The organism is Paenibacillus sp. S150, assembly GCF_019352175.1.
Taxonomy (GTDB): domain Bacteria; phylum Bacillota; class Bacilli; order Paenibacillales; family Paenibacillaceae; genus Paenibacillus_AQ.
Window position 1 is genome coordinate 108,484 of the sequence record NZ_JACBYI010000010.1, and the last position, 15,989, is coordinate 124,472.

Annotated in this window: 8 protein-coding genes; 6 read left to right on the forward strand and 2 right to left on the reverse strand. The window is 52.7% G+C overall.

Translation table 11 applies throughout. The annotated features are described in order from the left end of the window. The first annotated feature begins 19 nt into the window (after positions 1-19). The 4 genes from HYD27_RS12300 (at position 20) to HYD27_RS12315 (ending at position 8,731) form a co-directional block, all read left to right on the forward strand. Positions 20-3,736, forward strand: a complete 3,717-nt coding sequence (locus HYD27_RS12300; RefSeq protein ID WP_219215463.1) for an S-layer homology domain-containing protein — start codon at positions 20-22, stop codon at positions 3,734-3,736. Between the two features lie 305 nt (positions 3,737-4,041). Next, the gene (locus HYD27_RS12305; RefSeq protein WP_219215465.1) at positions 4,042-4,842 is read left to right on the forward strand and encodes an ABC transporter ATP-binding protein; all 801 of its coding nucleotides are present in this window, start codon (positions 4,042-4,044) and stop codon (positions 4,840-4,842) included. Further along, entirely contained in the window at positions 4,835-6,490 is a 1,656-nt protein-coding gene (locus HYD27_RS12310; protein ID WP_219215468.1) for a hypothetical protein, read from the forward strand. Before HYD27_RS12305 ends, HYD27_RS12310 begins: the two co-directional genes overlap by 8 nt. 231 nt (positions 6,491-6,721) lie before the next feature. Then, entirely contained in the window at positions 6,722-8,731 is a 2,010-nt protein-coding gene (locus HYD27_RS12315; RefSeq protein WP_219215470.1) for a putative bifunctional diguanylate cyclase/phosphodiesterase, read from the forward strand. Positions 8,732-9,030: 299 nt separating this feature from the next. Here HYD27_RS12315 and HYD27_RS12320 read toward each other — a convergent pair whose 3' ends face one another. After that, positions 9,031-10,725, reverse strand: a complete 1,695-nt coding sequence (locus HYD27_RS12320) for a methyl-accepting chemotaxis protein (protein WP_219215472.1) — start codon at positions 10,723-10,725, stop codon at positions 9,031-9,033. Positions 10,726-10,935: 210 nt separating this feature from the next. Here HYD27_RS12320 and HYD27_RS12325 point away from each other — a divergent pair, with 210 nt between their 5' ends. Then, positions 10,936-11,373, forward strand: coding sequence for a MarR family winged helix-turn-helix transcriptional regulator (locus HYD27_RS12325; protein WP_219215475.1), 438 nt, complete (start codon positions 10,936-10,938; stop codon positions 11,371-11,373). A gap of 101 nt (positions 11,374-11,474) precedes the next feature. On the opposite strand, the gene HYD27_RS12330 is transcribed toward HYD27_RS12325, so the two are convergent. After that, positions 11,475-13,361, reverse strand: coding sequence for an LTA synthase family protein (locus tag HYD27_RS12330; RefSeq protein ID WP_219215477.1), 1,887 nt, complete (start codon positions 13,359-13,361; stop codon positions 11,475-11,477). Between the two features lie 260 nt (positions 13,362-13,621). On the opposite strand from HYD27_RS12330, the gene HYD27_RS12335 reads away from it, so the two are divergent. After that, positions 13,622-15,937, forward strand: coding sequence for an ATP-dependent DNA helicase (locus HYD27_RS12335; RefSeq protein WP_219215479.1), 2,316 nt, complete (start codon positions 13,622-13,624; stop codon positions 15,935-15,937). Positions 15,938-15,989: the final 52 nt, after the last annotated feature.

A 15,989-nucleotide genomic window follows, 5' to 3' on the forward strand; every position in this document is an offset into this window, starting at 1 on the left:
CAAGTCGAGGTGCACATCTATGACAACATTATTTAAACCGAAAAAGATAATATCGCTTCTGCTGGCAGCTTCTCTGCTTGTCCTGCCGCTTCATGCCGCCAAAGCGGCGGATACCGCTGAAGCTGTTCTCAACGCCGCCTCTGCCGGAGAAGTGAGTCATTTTAATTATTTTAACCAGGTATACAGCCATCTTAATGACGAGAATCATGTATTTAAAACAGCAACCTATGAGGACATTGTGCATTTGTTTGAGAGCGAGGGGAACTATGCCGTCCTCGTAGGCGGAGCGTGGAGCGAGAACACTCAGGCTGACATAGGGTTTATTAACGAGGTGGCCAAGGAATATGGTGTATCCACGATCTATAACTTTGACACGAAGCTGGATGGAGACACGCTTAATATTGCGGCCAGCAGCAATAAGTTCGCCTATAAATACGTCGATCTGGTCAATAAATATTTGAAGAATCTCTCCCTCTATGACACAGCCGATCCCGCGCATAATGTCAGCTATGTCAATAAGGCAGGCGAAACGGTTGTTGCGAATAAGATAGATTCTCCGTTTCTCTTCGTGTACAACAAGGACCACAAGGATGCGCAGGGAAATAGCGCCCCTATTGTTTCCTACCTGAACGACAGCACACCGTGGAGTGAATTCCAGACAGGCGGCTCTCTGGACCCCGCCAAGGTTGAGGCTTACAAGGCGCTGCTAAGACCTGTATTCAGCTCCGTTTCCTCTTTCAGCACAATCGATGAGTCCGCCTATATCAAAGCGGCATTCAATAAGAACTACCTGGGAGAGAATCCGGGGAAGCCTGCCATTTTCACTGAAGCCGATGGTGATTTGGTCTATGAGCATGTGACCTACCATCAGCTTAAGCAGATCCTCGCTAGCGACGGCAATTATGCCATTCTGTTCGGCGGCTCCTGGTGCCCCAACACCCAGGCCATCATCAAATACATCAATGAGTATGCCAAGAAATATAATGTGGACAAAGTTTATTTCTTCGATACCAAGCTGGACGCCGGTGTGAATGTGGCCGAGCCTGCCAATAACAGCGGCGGCACTTATCCGAATAATCCTCACGGCACGGAAGATCTGCAGATCAGAGACAGTAAAAATTCCTATGCCAATTTGTATGTGGATCTGGTGAATGCTTATCTGACCAATATCACCACACAGAATAATACTGCCGAAAATCCTACAGTGATCAGTTATGTCGATGCAAACGGCAATACTGTAGCGGGTGACCGCCTTCAGGTTCCTTACCTGTTCACCTACAGTAAAAACAACAAGGCTGAGGACGGAAGCAGCGCGCCTATCCTGGGGCATGTGGAGCTGATGTATTCCTGGACGAATATTCAGCCGGATTTTGTGGATACCAAGTTCCCGGCTGTCTATCCTGTCGGTGTCAGATACACCAATACTGTGAATGCACTATCCTCCATTTTCTCCAGAGTCCAGTCTGTGCCTGCCGGCTTAACCGGTGTATCGCCGACTTCGCTCCAAGGCAGCGACGGACAAATTACAGGTACCGCGAAGCAAGCTTTGGAGTATAGAAGCGTAGCAGATACCGTCTACACCGCTGCAGCGGGTGAGGCCATTACCGGGCTTGCTCCAGGCATTTACATTGTGCGTTATGCCTCCAAACCGGGATACCAGGGCCCTATCACAGCGACGGGCGGTGCAGTTGCCATTCCATATCCTGCAGGCGCACCGGTAAGTATTGTGGTTCCCGAGTATACCCAGATACAGGAAGCGCCTGCCGGGCTGCTGGGTGTTTCTCCTACAACGGAAGCCAATCTGGATGGTCAGATTACAGGAGTAACGGCAGGCCAGGAGTATAAGTCTTTGCAGTCTGAAGAGTATATCCCTGTCAATGGTTCAACCATTAGCGGACTCCTCCCGGGCTTCTATCAGGTTCGCTATGCGGCAAAAGCGGGATACAGTGCCAGCCCGGCCGTTATTGTTGAGGTTCCTGCTTACGGAGAGCAGGCGGCACCTACCGGACTGCAGGGCATCGCGCCAACTACGCCGGAGAACAAAGATGGACGCATTACCGGCACAACTGCGGCCCTGGAATACAAGCTTTCCACCGTCACGGAATACGTATATGCCACCGAGGGTGAAATTACCGGATTGATCCCCGGGACCTACAATGTGAGATATGCGGCAAAAGAAGGCTTCAACGCTGGCAGAGTAACAGATGTGGCTGTACCGGCCTATGCTGCGGAACAGACAGCGCCAACCGGGTTAACCGGGATTGCGCCTACTTCATCTGCCAACAATGATGGGCGGATTACGGGGACTACTGCTTCGCAGGAGTACAAACTGTCTACCGCAGCAAGCTATGTATATGCAACAGACCAGGAAATCACCGGCCTGGTGCCGGGAACCTATCAGGTAAGGTTTACAGCCAAAGAGGGTTATAAAGCAGGGGCTGCTGCGGATGTTGTTGTTCCTGCCTTTGTGCCTGTATCCGGAGGAGGTACGCCCGGAAGCGGTACAGCTGCGCCGGCCACTGGGACAAATGCTTCCGATCCGGAGACCACAACCACAGGATCAACCTTAACCGCCGTGACGACAGCGGCAGCCACAACTGACGAGGCTACAGGCGTTACAACTGCTACGGTTACGGCTGAAGCCGTCGGCAAGCTTGTAGAGAGTGCAAAAAAAGCGGAGGCTGAAGGGAAGAAGGCGGTATTGGAAGTGAAGGTGGAGACCTCGGCCAACACCCGGACAGCCGAGCTTATACTGCCGAGAAGCGCATTTAACGCGGTGGCTTCAGGCACCCGGGCAGAGCTTAGAATCAACTATTTATATGTAGGCACAATAACCTTTGATGCCAAATCAGTGGCCGGCATCAGCGGGGCTGCGGATGACGGGGATATCAGCATTCGAATCGCCAAAGTTTCTTTGAATGATGAGGGCAAGGCCGTACTTGGCGACAGACCGGTCTATGATCTGGCGGTAAAAGCGGGTGACAGCGATGTCACAGCATTTGGCGGAGGAAAAGCCAGCATCACTGTACCCTACACCTTGCATGGCGGCGAAGAGGAGAATTCGGTCATTGTCTATTACATTACAGAAGCAGGCAGTTTGGATACAATCCGCGGCGGTTATAATGCAGCAGCGGGAACCGTGAATTTTGTGACCCCACATTTCTCCCAATATATCATCGGCTATAACAAAGTTGCCTTTACGGATGTAGCTGCAAGCTCCTGGTATAGCACAGCGGTAGGCTATCTTGCGGCTAGAAGCATTACATCAGGCACAGACGGCAACACTTACAGTCCTAACGCTACAGTGACAAGAGGACAATTCATAGTCCTGCTGCTGAAGGCTTACGGCATAGCTCCTGAAACTGATGGGGCCGATAACTTCAAGGATGCGGGCGCAGCATATTACACGAATTATCTGGCAGCAGCCAAGCGGCTGGGGATCGCAACCGGCTCCGGAGACAATCTGTTCAAACCGGACAACCAGATTACCCGGCAAGAGCTGTTCACACTGCTGTACCGCTCCCTTGAGGTTCTAGGCGAGCTGCCCGAGGAGACAACGAGTGCAGCACTTTCGGGCTTCAAGGATGCTTCGCAGGTTGCCGGCTATGCCCAAGTGGCCCTGCAGGCGCTTGTGGAGAGGGGAGTTGTCTCCGGGGACAACGGCAGTCTTAAACCGCTGGAGTATTCCACACGTGCTCAAGCGGCGCAGGTTATTTATAACCTGCTGGCGAAATAACCGTTCGCCGTTGAGCAATCCAGGCTCTTAACGGTGAGGATAACCAAGCATTGAATCGAGCGGCCTTCTGGCTGCTTTTTTTACTGTTTGAAACTCCAGCAGCCTTGAACCTGAAGGCCGAGCGGCTACGCTGTCCAATGAAGGACACATAGCCGTTTTGTTCTTTTTGGACTCTGCGCAGAGGGCTTGGGCATTCTTGCTGCATTTCCTGATAGGTGGATGGACTAAAATTTGATAGAATAGGATTAAAGCTGGTAATTATATAAAATTTGCATTAAACGGTGAATTCTGAGGGGGAGCGGGTTATGGGACTTACAGACGAACCGGTTATTTCGATTTCGGGACTATGGATGAATTACAGCGACCGGATGGTGCTGCGGGGGATCGATCTCGAAGTATACAGGGGGCAGATTATCGGCTATATCGGTCCGAATGGGGCAGGCAAGAGCACAACGGTGAAGATCATGCTGGGTCTGGTGGAAGGTTATACGGGCACGGTAAGGATTTTTGGCCGGGATATCGCTGATGGGGATACCGCTTACAAGCGGAGGATCGGTTATGTGCCCGAGATTGCCGAGCTCTATGACAGCCTGACGGCACGCGAGTATCTGACATTCATTGGCGAGCTGTACGGCATGAATCGGAGTGAAGCAGACGCCAAGGCAGAACGGCTGATGGGCCTCCTCAATCTGGAGAAGGCCTACGATATGCGGATCGCCTCCTATTCCAAAGGAATGAAGCAGAAGGTGCTGCTGATCGCAAGCATGCTGCATGATCCCGATATTCTGTTCCTTGATGAGCCGCTCAGCGGCCTGGATGCCAACAGCGTCATGGTGGTGAAGGAAATCTTCGCTTCGCTTGCCGCGCAAGGCAAAACGATTTTTTACTCCTCGCATATCATGGATGTCGTAGAGAAAATCAGCAGCCGGATCATCCTGATTAACGGCGGGGACATTGTGGCGGACGGCACCTTCGCACAGCTTCAGGAGCAGAACAGGGAAGGCTCGCTGGAGGACATCTTTAATCAGTTGACCGGTTTCGACAAGTACCGGGATATCGCAGGCGAATTCGTCGCTGTTCTTGGAGAAGGTGCTCCGCATGAATGAATTTTGGGTATTGCGGCTGCTGGACCGGCTCCAGGGCGGTTTCCGGAGAGCCGGGGTGGATTATGCGATGCTGCGCAGCATTCTGCAGGTGAAGCTGACGATGGACGGCAGGCGGACGCCGACGGTGCTGGGAGCACAGAAGAATCATCAGGGAAGCGAAGGCTCGCCGCTGCGGGTCCAATGGATCTATTTATTGCTTGGCCTGATGCTGATCCTCTTCGTTGTGCCTAAGAGCAATTACATGCTGACAATGAGCGTGCTGTTTGCGGTAATTATGTTTATGATCACAACGACGCTGATCTCGGACTTCTCGTCAGTCATGCTGGACCTGCGGGATAAGAACATTCTGTTCTCCAAACCGGTGGACCGCCGGACCCTGAATATGGCGAAGAGTCTCCATGTCCTGATTTATTTGGTTACGCTGACGCTGACCTTTACGGGACCTTCGCTGTTGGCCGCCTTGTTTAGACAGGGAGTGCTGTTCTTTCTGATCTATGCAGCGGAAATTATGCTGATGGATTGTTTTATTCTGGTGATAACTGCACTGCTATACCTGCTGGTCCTAAAGGTCTTCGATGGGGAAAAGCTCAAGGATATCATCAATTACATACAGATTATTTTGTCTGTGGGGATTGTTGCCAGCTATCAGCTGGTTCCGCGCCTCTTCGATCTGACCGATTTGACAGGCTCCTTCAAGCCCGCATGGTGGCAATACTTCATTGCGCCTGTCTGGTTTGCCGCTCCGTTTGAGGTGCTGGTCGGCGGGAGCCGTGGGGCAGAGTTCACCGTGCTGGCTGCGCTGGCTGCATTAATTCCGCTAATGCTGCTGCTGGCTTATCTCAAGCTGATGCCGCTGTTCGAGCGCAGTCTGCAAAAGCTGGCGGAGCAGGGGCCAGCCGGAAAAGACAGCGGCCGCTATTCCCGCCTGTTGTCGGAGCTTTTTTGCCGGGATAAGTCAGAGGCTATGTTCTTCCGGTTTACATGGTCGATGATGAGAAATGAGCGGGACTTCAAATTAAAGGTGTACCCGACCGTCGGCTTATCCCTGGTGCTGCCGTTCGTCTTCATATTCAACCAGGCATGGACCGGCGATCCGTCCTTACATGCAGACTCCAAGGCCCATTTGTTCATCTATTTCAGTGCGTTACTGCTGCTGACTGCAGTACAGATGCTGCGGTATTCTTCCAGCTACAAGGGAGCTTGGATTTACAGAACCATTCCGCTTGCAGATACGGCTCCCGTCTACCGGGGAATGCTCAAGGCTGTGCAGTTAAGGCTGCTGCTGCCGCTGCTGGTTCTGGAATCGGCTGTATTCCTCTGGATGTTCGGGCTGCGAATTCTTCCCGATCTGGCCGCCGTAGTGCTTGCGTTGCCGCTGTATTCGGTGATCTGCTTCCGGGTGATGCCGCGGGCATTGCCTTTTTCGGAGAAGTATGAGGCGGCTAAGCAGAAGGATTTTACCGTGAGCGGGTTTGTACTGATCTTTATCCTGATGGGTCTGGGAGGTCTGCATTATGCCGTTTCCCTGTTCTCATCCGGAATTTACATCTATCTGGTAATTCTGGCAGCTGCAAATGGATGGGTTTGGCGCTCGGCCTTCCCGGGAAAAGATTCCCGTTCAGGGCAAATTCCAACCCTCCGCTCCTGATGCCGCACGCAAATATGGACATTTTTTGCCGACGTCAAAAAAAGAATCCAAGTTCCAGGAATTACTTAGACAGTGCACTAAATACAGGGTAGAATACAGCTAAAGTTAAACTTTCAGGGATGGCCTATAATCTTTATGTACTCTTCCATTTATCTGATATTCGTATATTGATTTTTACTTAACAAATGTACTGCGGCGACGATGATAATCAAACTGGTGAAGAGGTCAGCTATGGATCAAATGGGAATCCGCTATAATATATGGATCGTTTTACTAGCTTTTGCGCTTGCTGCCTCTGCAGCCTATTCAGCGCTTACTTTGATTTCTCAGGTTTCCCTTACTGCGGGCAGGGGAAGGCGCCTATGGCTGCTCTCCGGAGCCTGTGTGCTTGGCAGCGGAATTTGGGCCATGCACCTCGTGGAGCTTATGGCGGGCGAACTGCCTTTTGAGGTCAGCTATCATCCGGGCCAGGCTGTATTGTCATTGCTAATCAGTATACCGGCCAGCTATTTAGCGCTGTGGATTGCCGCGGTGCCCCTTCTGAGAACAGGGCATCTGCTCATCAGCGGCCTGATTCTCGGCAGCGGAATTGCCGCAATGCATTATTTGGGCATGTCTTCCATGATGCTGGAAGGAAAGATTCATTATGGAGTGCAGACCCAGGGGCTGTCCGTCATCGTTGCTTGTTTAGCCTCTTATGCCGGAGTATTTCTCTTTCGCAAGCTCAAGGATTATGCCGGCTTCAGCCGCTGGAAGCTGTATTCCTCGCTGTTCATCGGGCTCGCGGTTACCGGGATGCATTATATCAGCCTGAGAACCAGCCATTTGCAGGTTGACGGCTGGCCCGGGAACAAGCCTTTTCTTATGGAGACGGATGTTATTCTGCTGACAGGGGTTTCCCTTGTCACGTTGTTAATGCTTGCGGTATCCGGCGGCGCGGTGTTTCTGGACCGGCATGTGCTGGAGCGTATGGCCTATAACGATCCGCTGACTCAGCTGCCGAACCGGCATGGCCTCGAACGGTACTTCAGGGATGAATTTTTTGGCGGGGCCTCCGGTGCGGTGTTTTTTGTCGATCTGGACCGGTTCAAGTCGATCAACGATACCTTGGGACATGATATCGGCGATATGCTGCTGCAGGAGGTTGCCGTGAGATTGCGGTGCGCGATCGGCATGAAGGGCAAGGTCTTCCGGCTGGGCGGGGATGAATTTCTGATTGCCCTGCCGGTCTGCACGATGGAGGATGCCCGGGAGGAAGCGCAGCATATTCTGCGGGAGGTGAAGAAATCCTACAGCATAGAGGGCCATGAGCTGTACGTTACGGCGAGCGTAGGCATCAGCATGGCTCCGATTCATGGGACGGACCGTTCTGCGCTAATGAAGGCGGCGGACACGGCACTGTATACCTCCAAGGATTCCGGAAAGAACAAATTCAGTGTGTTCGATCAGGAAATGAACCGCCATCAGCTCCGCCGGATGTCACTGGAGAAGGATTTGCGCAAGGCGCTGGCCCGTTCAGAATTCATGGTGGTCTACCAGCCGAAATGGGATTCGCTGATGAACGTGACCGTAGGTCTAGAAGCTCTCCTGCGCTGGAGGCATCCGGAGCATGGCATTATTTCGCCGGCCGAATTCATTCCGATTGCCGAGGAGACCGGGCTGATTGTGCCGATTACTTATTGGATGCTGCATGATGTATGCGGCCAGAATATGCTCTGGCACAGAGGGAGAGTGGCAAATGTTGCCGTCTCGATCAACATGTCGGCCCGGATGTTTGAGGGCGGAAGCCTCTATGATGTGATTGAAGAGGCGCTGGTCCGCTCCGGCCTGGAGCCGCATTTCCTGGAGCTGGAGATTACGGAATCCATCGCAATGAACAATATGGAAGAGACGGTAGCCCAGCTCTCCAGGCTGCGGGGTCTTGGAGTGCGGGTATCGCTGGATGACTTCGGCACCGGATTTTCCTCGCTGGGCAATCTGGATGAGATTCCGGTGAACACGCTGAAGATTGACCAGGTGTTCATCCGCAAGAGCAAAATGCATTCCAAAAAAGCGATCATCAGCAATATCATTGCCATCGCGGGCAATCTCAATATGGAGGTTGTCGCGGAGGGCGTGGAAACGCCCGAGCAGATTGAACTGCTGCAGTCTCTGGGCTGCCGGGTCATGCAGGGCTTCTATTACGGAAGGCCAATGCCGGTTAGCGAGCTGGGCCAATGGTTCATTGAGAATACAGCGTAATGAAATACATAAGGAATAGCCTGTGCCAGACACAAAATAACCCCACAAGGTGGGGCCTTGGCTTCGATGGTTATTCAGGTACTTTACGGGGACCCCAAAACATATAAATTCTTATCTTTCAAGCAGAAACGGCTACGCTGTCCTTGTAAATGACGGCGTGTTTCAGCGAGAAATATATGGATCATTGAGTGTGCCCAGCATATAAATTCTGGCGTAATATTTGAACAAAGCGCATTACCTCTTTTGGAAGGTGCTGCGCTTTGTAGGTTATGCAGAAGCCCTCGGGTTCTCCAAGGCCTCTAGATCTTGAACTTCTCTACGAGAACCTGAAGCTTCTCTGCCAGTGAAGAGAGGAAGGCAGCGGAGGATTCGACCTCTTCCATCGCTGCAAGCTGCTCCTGGGAAGAGGCGGAGAGGGTCTCGGCGCCTTCAGCCGTATGGTTGGAGATGGAGACGATATTCTGAATCGCCTTCACGAGTCCGTCAGAGATCAGCCCCAGCTCACGGACGGTCGCCGATATCTGCTGGTTCTGGGAGGACATATTGGAGACCGAGGTTTCGATCTCGGAGAAGGAGTTTCCGGCTGACCGGATCAGCTCTCTGCCCTGCAGCATTTCTTCCGTTGAACGTTTCATCGTTTCACCGGCATTGTCCATCTGGCCGATGATCAGGCTGACCAACTCTCCAATTTGTCCGGCGGATGCCGCCGAACGTTCGGCGAGCTTGCGGACGGAGCCGGCAACAATGGCGAAGCCCCGGCCCTCTTCTCCGGCGCGAGCGGCTTCTATCGCCGCATTCAATGCCAGCAGATTGGTTTCTTCGGCAATGCTGGCAATGGTGCCGACAATATTCTCAATTTCCTTGGAATGGCTGCCCAGCGTCCCGATAATGCCGGACAGATCACTGATGCTTGCGCTGACCACTCCCATTTGCGAGGTTGTGGAGTCCATTGATTCCCGTCCCAGCCGGGCCTTGTGGGCATTGTCGGCGGCTGTATTCATTGCACTGTCGGCATTGCCGGCAATTTCAGTGATGAAGCGGGACATATCCTGTACGGCTTTGTAGCTTCCTTCCAGGTCTTTCAGCTGGGTGTTCGCTCCATCGGCCAGCTCAATCGTGACATTCACACTGTGCTCGCCGGCGCGGTTCGTCTCCTGGGCACTGGCAGACAGCTCCTGCGAGGAAGAGGCAACCAGCATGGAAGTGTCATTCACCTGAGTGATCAAGTCGCGCAGGTTCAGCGTCATGTCGTTGAAGTTCCGGGCCAGTGTCCCGATTTCATCTTTGCTTTTGAAGAGAAGCGGTTCGTGGGTAAGATCTCCCCTGGCAATGGTGTTCACGGAGCCGGACAGCTTGGTGAGCGGGCTTACCATACGACGGATCAGCAGGTAAGCGGCAAGGATCGCTACGATAAGGATCGATGCGCCAATGATGAAGGGCTGAACAATAATGTCCATTGTCCGTTCATGAATTAAAGGGCCGTCGAAATTAATGGCCATCAGTGCAATAATAGGCTGGGTAGGGTCATGATCCTGGTAAATGGGGCCGTAACCGGTCTTGAGCGAGGTGCCTTGATATGTATAAACTTTGGAATATGCGGAATGCTTCATGGTAGTTATCATGGCTTTATCTTCTTCAGTGAAATAGAAATCATCCCCGGCCTCATAGCCTCTTGCCTTCAAGCTGGCGTCGGCGGCGAGTATTTTTCCGTCCAGTGACAGGATGAACGCTTCTTTAAAAATAGGCTTATGATCCACAATCCAGCCGATCCGGTCTTCTATCGCAGCCACCTTGCTGTTATCCCCGCTGACAAGTGCCGAAATGTCGGCAGGATCAATCAGGCCGGTTGTAATATTGGCGCAGCCCACCAACTCGATTCCCGCAGCCTCATCGATCTGATGATAAGCGGCGCGGTAACCGAAGAATCCAATGGAGGACCCGACAAGAAGCAACACAATGAGCATCATCCAAGTTAATTTTGTTGCCAGCTTCATTATTTTTACCACCAACCCTGCTTCGAATGTTTTCAGCAATACAACTGTATCACTGCTAAGATTATAGCGCATCAGCGGCATGAGCAAATATAGTATTTTTGTGTCGGAGCCTGTCTTCGGATGTAAGAGGAGCCGGCATAAAAGCATTGAATCATAGCCTCTGGTAATGGTACGCTTGAAACAGGATAAACGGACTGGGAGCTGAAAGGGATGCCGCAACAAATCGATCCGCTTGTAGAGCGTTTGGGATCATCCATGTGGAAGGTGCACCGCAGGATTGCATCACAGATGTCCCTGCATAAGGAAATGGGTCTTACTGTACCGCAATTCGGCCTGCTGCGCTTGATTTCCCAGGAGCAGAAAGCGCGGGTTGTTCAGCTGGCCGATAAGCTGGAGGTTAAATCCAGTGCGGTAACCGTCATGCTGGACCGTCTGGAGCTGCTTGGACTCATTGCGCGTGAACCGGATGAGAACGACCGGAGAGCCGTAATCGTCAGTATTACACCCAAAGGGCAAAAACTGCTTGAAGAAGCACAGTACCGCACTTTGTTGCTGCTGTCCGAGCATTTAGCGGTCTTAAAGCCGGAGGAGCTGCAGAATTTGGCCGACTATTTGCTGATGCTGGAGAAGCAGGAACGTCTGTTTTAAAATAGGTATACCTCTATGGCAGGCAAAAAGCCGCGCTCCGGTGATCCGGAAGCGCGGCTTTTATCTTTTGACGCATAGGAATGTTCTGTAAAGCGGCTTGATTATTCCTTATCCTTAACTTTATCGGGCAGCTGCGTAACATAGCTATCCGACAGCTGGCGCAAGCGCAACGCGCGGTTGTATTCATCCTCGGTTCCGGCAGGTATCCTGCTTCCGGAGGCCAGGGTGAACTGTGTGTTATCCTCGAAGCTGTTGCCGGGGATCAGCAGTCCGGAGCTGGCGATAAAGGAGCCGGTTGGCAGATAATAGCGCTGCGGCAGCAGGTTGTAAGACTGGCTCAACAGGTCCTGGCCAAAGTATATATTGTTGTCCATGGAAATCCCCAGCAGACTGGCTGCGGTTGGCATGATATCCACTTCACCGCCGACGTGATCCAGTGTTTGCGGCTCGATGGTGCCTTCTTCATGAATGATGAGCGGGATATTCAGCATATCCGCGTATTCGTAGTCATGACCGTAGATTTCCGTCATTAATTCCTTATCATCATGATCCAGCGAATAGATCGGCAGGCCCATATGGTCCCCGTAGACCATGATCAGGCTCTTATCCCATATCCCATTCGCCTGGAGTTCATCCACAAATTGACCGAAAGCATAGTCGGCATAATTCTGGGCCCGGATATAATCACCGACAAAAGTGCCCTCATAGCGCTCCGGCAGCTTCATCTTGTATTTCTCCTCGGGAATGGTGAACGGATGGTGGGAGGACATCGAAATTACCTGGGCATAGAACGGCTTGCCGTCCGCTTCCATCTCCTTCAGCCTGTCTGCGGTTTTGCGGTAGAGCACTTCGTCGGAAGCCCCGAAGAAGAAGGTGTCCTCGTCGCCGAAAAACTCATGGTCGTAATAATTCTCCCAGCCGAGGGCGCTGTACAGCTCCCCGCGGTTCCAGAATTCCACATCATTGGTGTGGAAGGTAGCCGTCCGGTAGCCGTTATTCTGCAGCAGACGCGGCAGGCTCGGCAGCTCTTTATTCACATAGGACATCGTAGCCGCGCCCTGGGGCGGAATATAGAAGGAAGAGTTCACTACGAATTCGGCATCCGAGGTATTCCCCTGTCCGACCATTTGATAGAAGTTAGGGAAATACAGGCTGTTCTCCATCAGGCGGTTCAAGTTCGGCGTAATTTCCTGGCCGTCTACCTTAAGCCCCAGCAGGAAGCTCTGGAACGATTCCAATTGAATAATGATCAGGTTCTTGCCTTTGGCTGCGCCCTGAAGCGGCGAGACAGCGGCGGGATCTGTTCCCTTAAGCTGGTTGATGGCCTCCTGCGTAATTTCGCTGGCGTTCACGAGCTCAGGTTTGTCTTTGGCAAAAATCGTGTACGCCTCATAATTCAGAATGCCCATTTCCTGCGCCTTCTTGATCTCATTCATACTGGCCTTGTTGGGCAGTATATTGAACAGGCAAATGGCGAGCGAGACCGCGAACAGAAGAGTATGCGAAAGTTTCCCGCCACGGTAATTAATGTTATCCTTCTTATAGGTCCGGCCCTTCTTATTGATGAAAAAATAGAAGCCCAGGACGATGATATCGGCAAAGATCAGCAGATAATACGGGTCCATCAGAGAGAATACGCTGTTGCGTACAGCTGTAACCTGATTCACCTGCTCTGCCGCATGGTAAGTGACGATGACTCCGTAATACTTAAAGTACATAATGGCGGCAAAAAAGATTGCGGTGACTAGCAGATTGACCGTCATGTAATAGCCAAGCTTCCGTTTGGAAGCGAAGCGTTCGATAAGGGCGAACAGGGCCCAGACAAAAGGAATTTCCGTTAATAGCGTTTTCCAGGAGAGCAAATCTCCAAAGATCACGCCCCAAGCCAAAAAGCTCTTCAGGACAAAAAGAATGGAGAAATACACGAATGGTTTGATCAGCCATCGTTTTATGTTTACGGATGACACAGCTTCGCCTTCTTTCTGCATAATGAAACGCCAATTCCCGGCTGGGAGGAAGCAGCGGCGCAAGACAAAAGAATTCCATTATCAATAGACCTTATTATGCAGCGCTGGGAGAGGAATGTCAAAAATCAGAAAAGCCGTACGCTCTATGGTGGAAGCGTAATTTGAAATGCCGGCGGATGAAGCCGGGAAAATCAAACCTACATGCGGTTATACAGCGGGAAAAGGACGAAAATGGCCCCCTGCAGCAAAAAAGGCGCGGGCAGCGGTGAGGAGGAGGAAGCATGGACGGTACCGAGGTATTTCTTTCCGTAAGAACGCTGGTGGAGTATGCCTTCAGCAGCGGCAGTCTGGAGCCGGGCTTCCGCAGCGGTGCGGCGATGGCGGAAGGCACGCGTATTCATCAGCATATTCAGAAGCAATATAAAGAAGGCGACCGCAAGGAGGTCTACCTCAAAGCAGCAATTCCTCATAACGGCCTTCTGTTCATCATCGACGGACGCTGTGACGGCCTTTTAACCGGAGAGGACGGCAGTCTGACTGTGGAAGAAATCAAATCCATCGCCGGCCCCTTGGATTCGGCGATAGAAGGGCGGGAGGTCCACTGGGCACAGGCGCTTATGTATGCCTATATGGTTACACTTGAGCAGAAGCTTCCTTCCATTGAGGTTAAGCTTACGTATGTCCGCCGGGGCAGTGAAGAGCAGCACAGCCTATACAGGCAGGCCACCCGGCATGAACTTGCAGCCTTTGCCGCTGCAGCGGTTGCCCGATATGCGCCTTATGCGGAGCTGCGGGTACGCCATGAAGCGCGGAGAGGGGAGAGTATCCGCAATCTGGATTTCCCTTTCCCCGGCTACCGGCAGGGGCAGCGTCAATTCGCCGCCGCAGTGTACAGGACGGCTGCTGAAGGCGTGAACCTGTTCGCCCAGGCGCCCACAGGCATCGGCAAAACGATGTCGACTCTGTTCCCGGCGTTAAAAGCACTGGGCGGAGGGATTGCAGCAGGAATCTTCTATTTAACCGCCAAGACGGTTACCCGGTTTGCGGCGCAGGAAGCGGTCTCGCTGCTGGTTGCAGGCGGTCTGCAGCTGCACGCGATCACGCTTACGGCCAAGGAGAAGTCCTGCTTCCGCGAGGAAGGGCTTTGCAGCAAGGAGGGCTGCCCGTTTGCCGAAGGCTATTATGACCGGGTCAATGAGGCATTGCTGGACATGCTGGAGCATGAAATGCTGATGACGCAGGAAACCATCGCCGGGTATGCCCGCAAGCACAGGGTATGTCCGTTTGAGTTCTCGCTGGATGCCGCCTATGCCTGCGATATGGTCATCTGCGATTACAACTATATCTATGATCCCCGGATTAGCCTGAAGCGGCTGCCGGAGGAAAGGAAGAAAAAGACGGTGCTGCTGGTGGACGAGGCCCATAACCTGGTGGACCGGGGCAGGGAAATGTTCTCCGCCCCGCTGACCAAGGCGCCGTTCCTGAGCCTGCAGCGGCAGTATAAGGCGGTTAATCATAGGCTTGGAGCTGCCGCCAGAGCGGTGAATGCTTTTTTCATTGATCTGCGCAAAAGCATCGGTGTAGCAGGGGAGGGACAATGGCCGGAGTATCCCGGCGGATTGCCGCAGCTCCTGGAGACGTTTGCCGCCGAGGCGGAGCTGGAGCTGCTGGGGCCTTCCTCTCCCGCTGTGCTCATTCCCCCGGCGGAGGAAGAGGAAGGAAGCCTGCTGGACACCTACTACGCGGTCCAGGGCATGCTGCGCACCATCAAAACCTATGATGAGCGCTATGTCACCTATGCCGAGGTGAGACGCGGCGATGTATTTCTGAAGCTGTTCAATCTGGACCCTTCACATCTGCTGCAGCAGATGGCCAAGGGCTTCCGCAGCCAGATTCTATTCTCGGCCACACTCTCGCCGATGTCTTATTACCGGGACATGATTGGAGCGGCTGAGGGGGACTACAGCCTGCGTGTAGGCTCTCCTTTTCACAAAGAGCAATGGAAAGTATCTGTTCTTCCGGTATCCACCCGCTACCGTGACCGTGCCGGTTCCCTGCTTCCGCTAAGCAATGCGCTGCGGGGAATGGTTGCAAAAAAGGGCAATTATCTCGTGTTTTTCCCTTCCTATGCATATTTGCAAAACGTCTTAGCGGTGTTCACGGACAAATATCCCGAGATCCCGACCCTGGTGCAGGGCAGCGGAATGAGCGAGCAGGAGCGGGAGGGGTTCCTTTCTTCTTTCCTTCCGGATAATCCGGAGACATTGCTTGGATTCGCTGTGCTAGGGGGGATTTTCTCGGAGGGTGTCGATTTGCCCGGAAACCGCCTGAACGGCGTAATGATTGTAGGCGTCGGCCTGCCGCAGGTTGGCCTGGAACGCAATCTGCTGCGCGGATATTTTCAGGCCCGGGGCAAGAACGGCTTCGATTATGCCTATGTCTATCCGGGCATGTGCAAGGTGCTGCAGGCAGGCGGAAGGCTGATCCGCACCGAGAATGACAGCGGTATTATTGTGCTGGCGGATGACCGTTTTCTGCAGCAGCCTTATGCGGATTTGCTTCCTGAAGAGTGGCAGGACTACCTTGTCCAAACCTAAGCGGGTATAATCAATGAAAAGGCATACATTAGAGATCATCAGGAGGTTATAG

What these genes read in the sequence shown, in the direction of transcription:
- HYD27_RS12300 (WP_219215463.1), top strand. Translation starts at nt 20, where the DNA reads ATGACAACATTATTTAAACCGAAAAAGATAATATCGCTTCTGCTGGCA.
- HYD27_RS12305 (WP_219215465.1), top strand. Translation starts at nt 4,042, where the DNA reads ATGGGACTTACAGACGAACCGGTTATTTCGATTTCGGGACTATGGATG.
- HYD27_RS12310 (WP_219215468.1), top strand. Translation starts at nt 4,835, where the DNA reads ATGAATGAATTTTGGGTATTGCGGCTGCTGGACCGGCTCCAGGGCGGT.
- HYD27_RS12315 (WP_219215470.1), top strand. Translation starts at nt 6,722, where the DNA reads ATGGATCAAATGGGAATCCGCTATAATATATGGATCGTTTTACTAGCT.
- HYD27_RS12320 (WP_219215472.1), bottom strand. Translation starts at nt 10,725, where the DNA reads ATGAAGCTGGCAACAAAATTAACTTGGATGATGCTCATTGTGTTGCTT.
- HYD27_RS12325 (WP_219215475.1), top strand. Translation starts at nt 10,936, where the DNA reads ATGCCGCAACAAATCGATCCGCTTGTAGAGCGTTTGGGATCATCCATG.
- HYD27_RS12330 (WP_219215477.1), bottom strand. Translation starts at nt 13,361, where the DNA reads ATGCAGAAAGAAGGCGAAGCTGTGTCATCCGTAAACATAAAACGATGG.
- HYD27_RS12335 (WP_219215479.1), top strand. Translation starts at nt 13,622, where the DNA reads ATGGACGGTACCGAGGTATTTCTTTCCGTAAGAACGCTGGTGGAGTAT.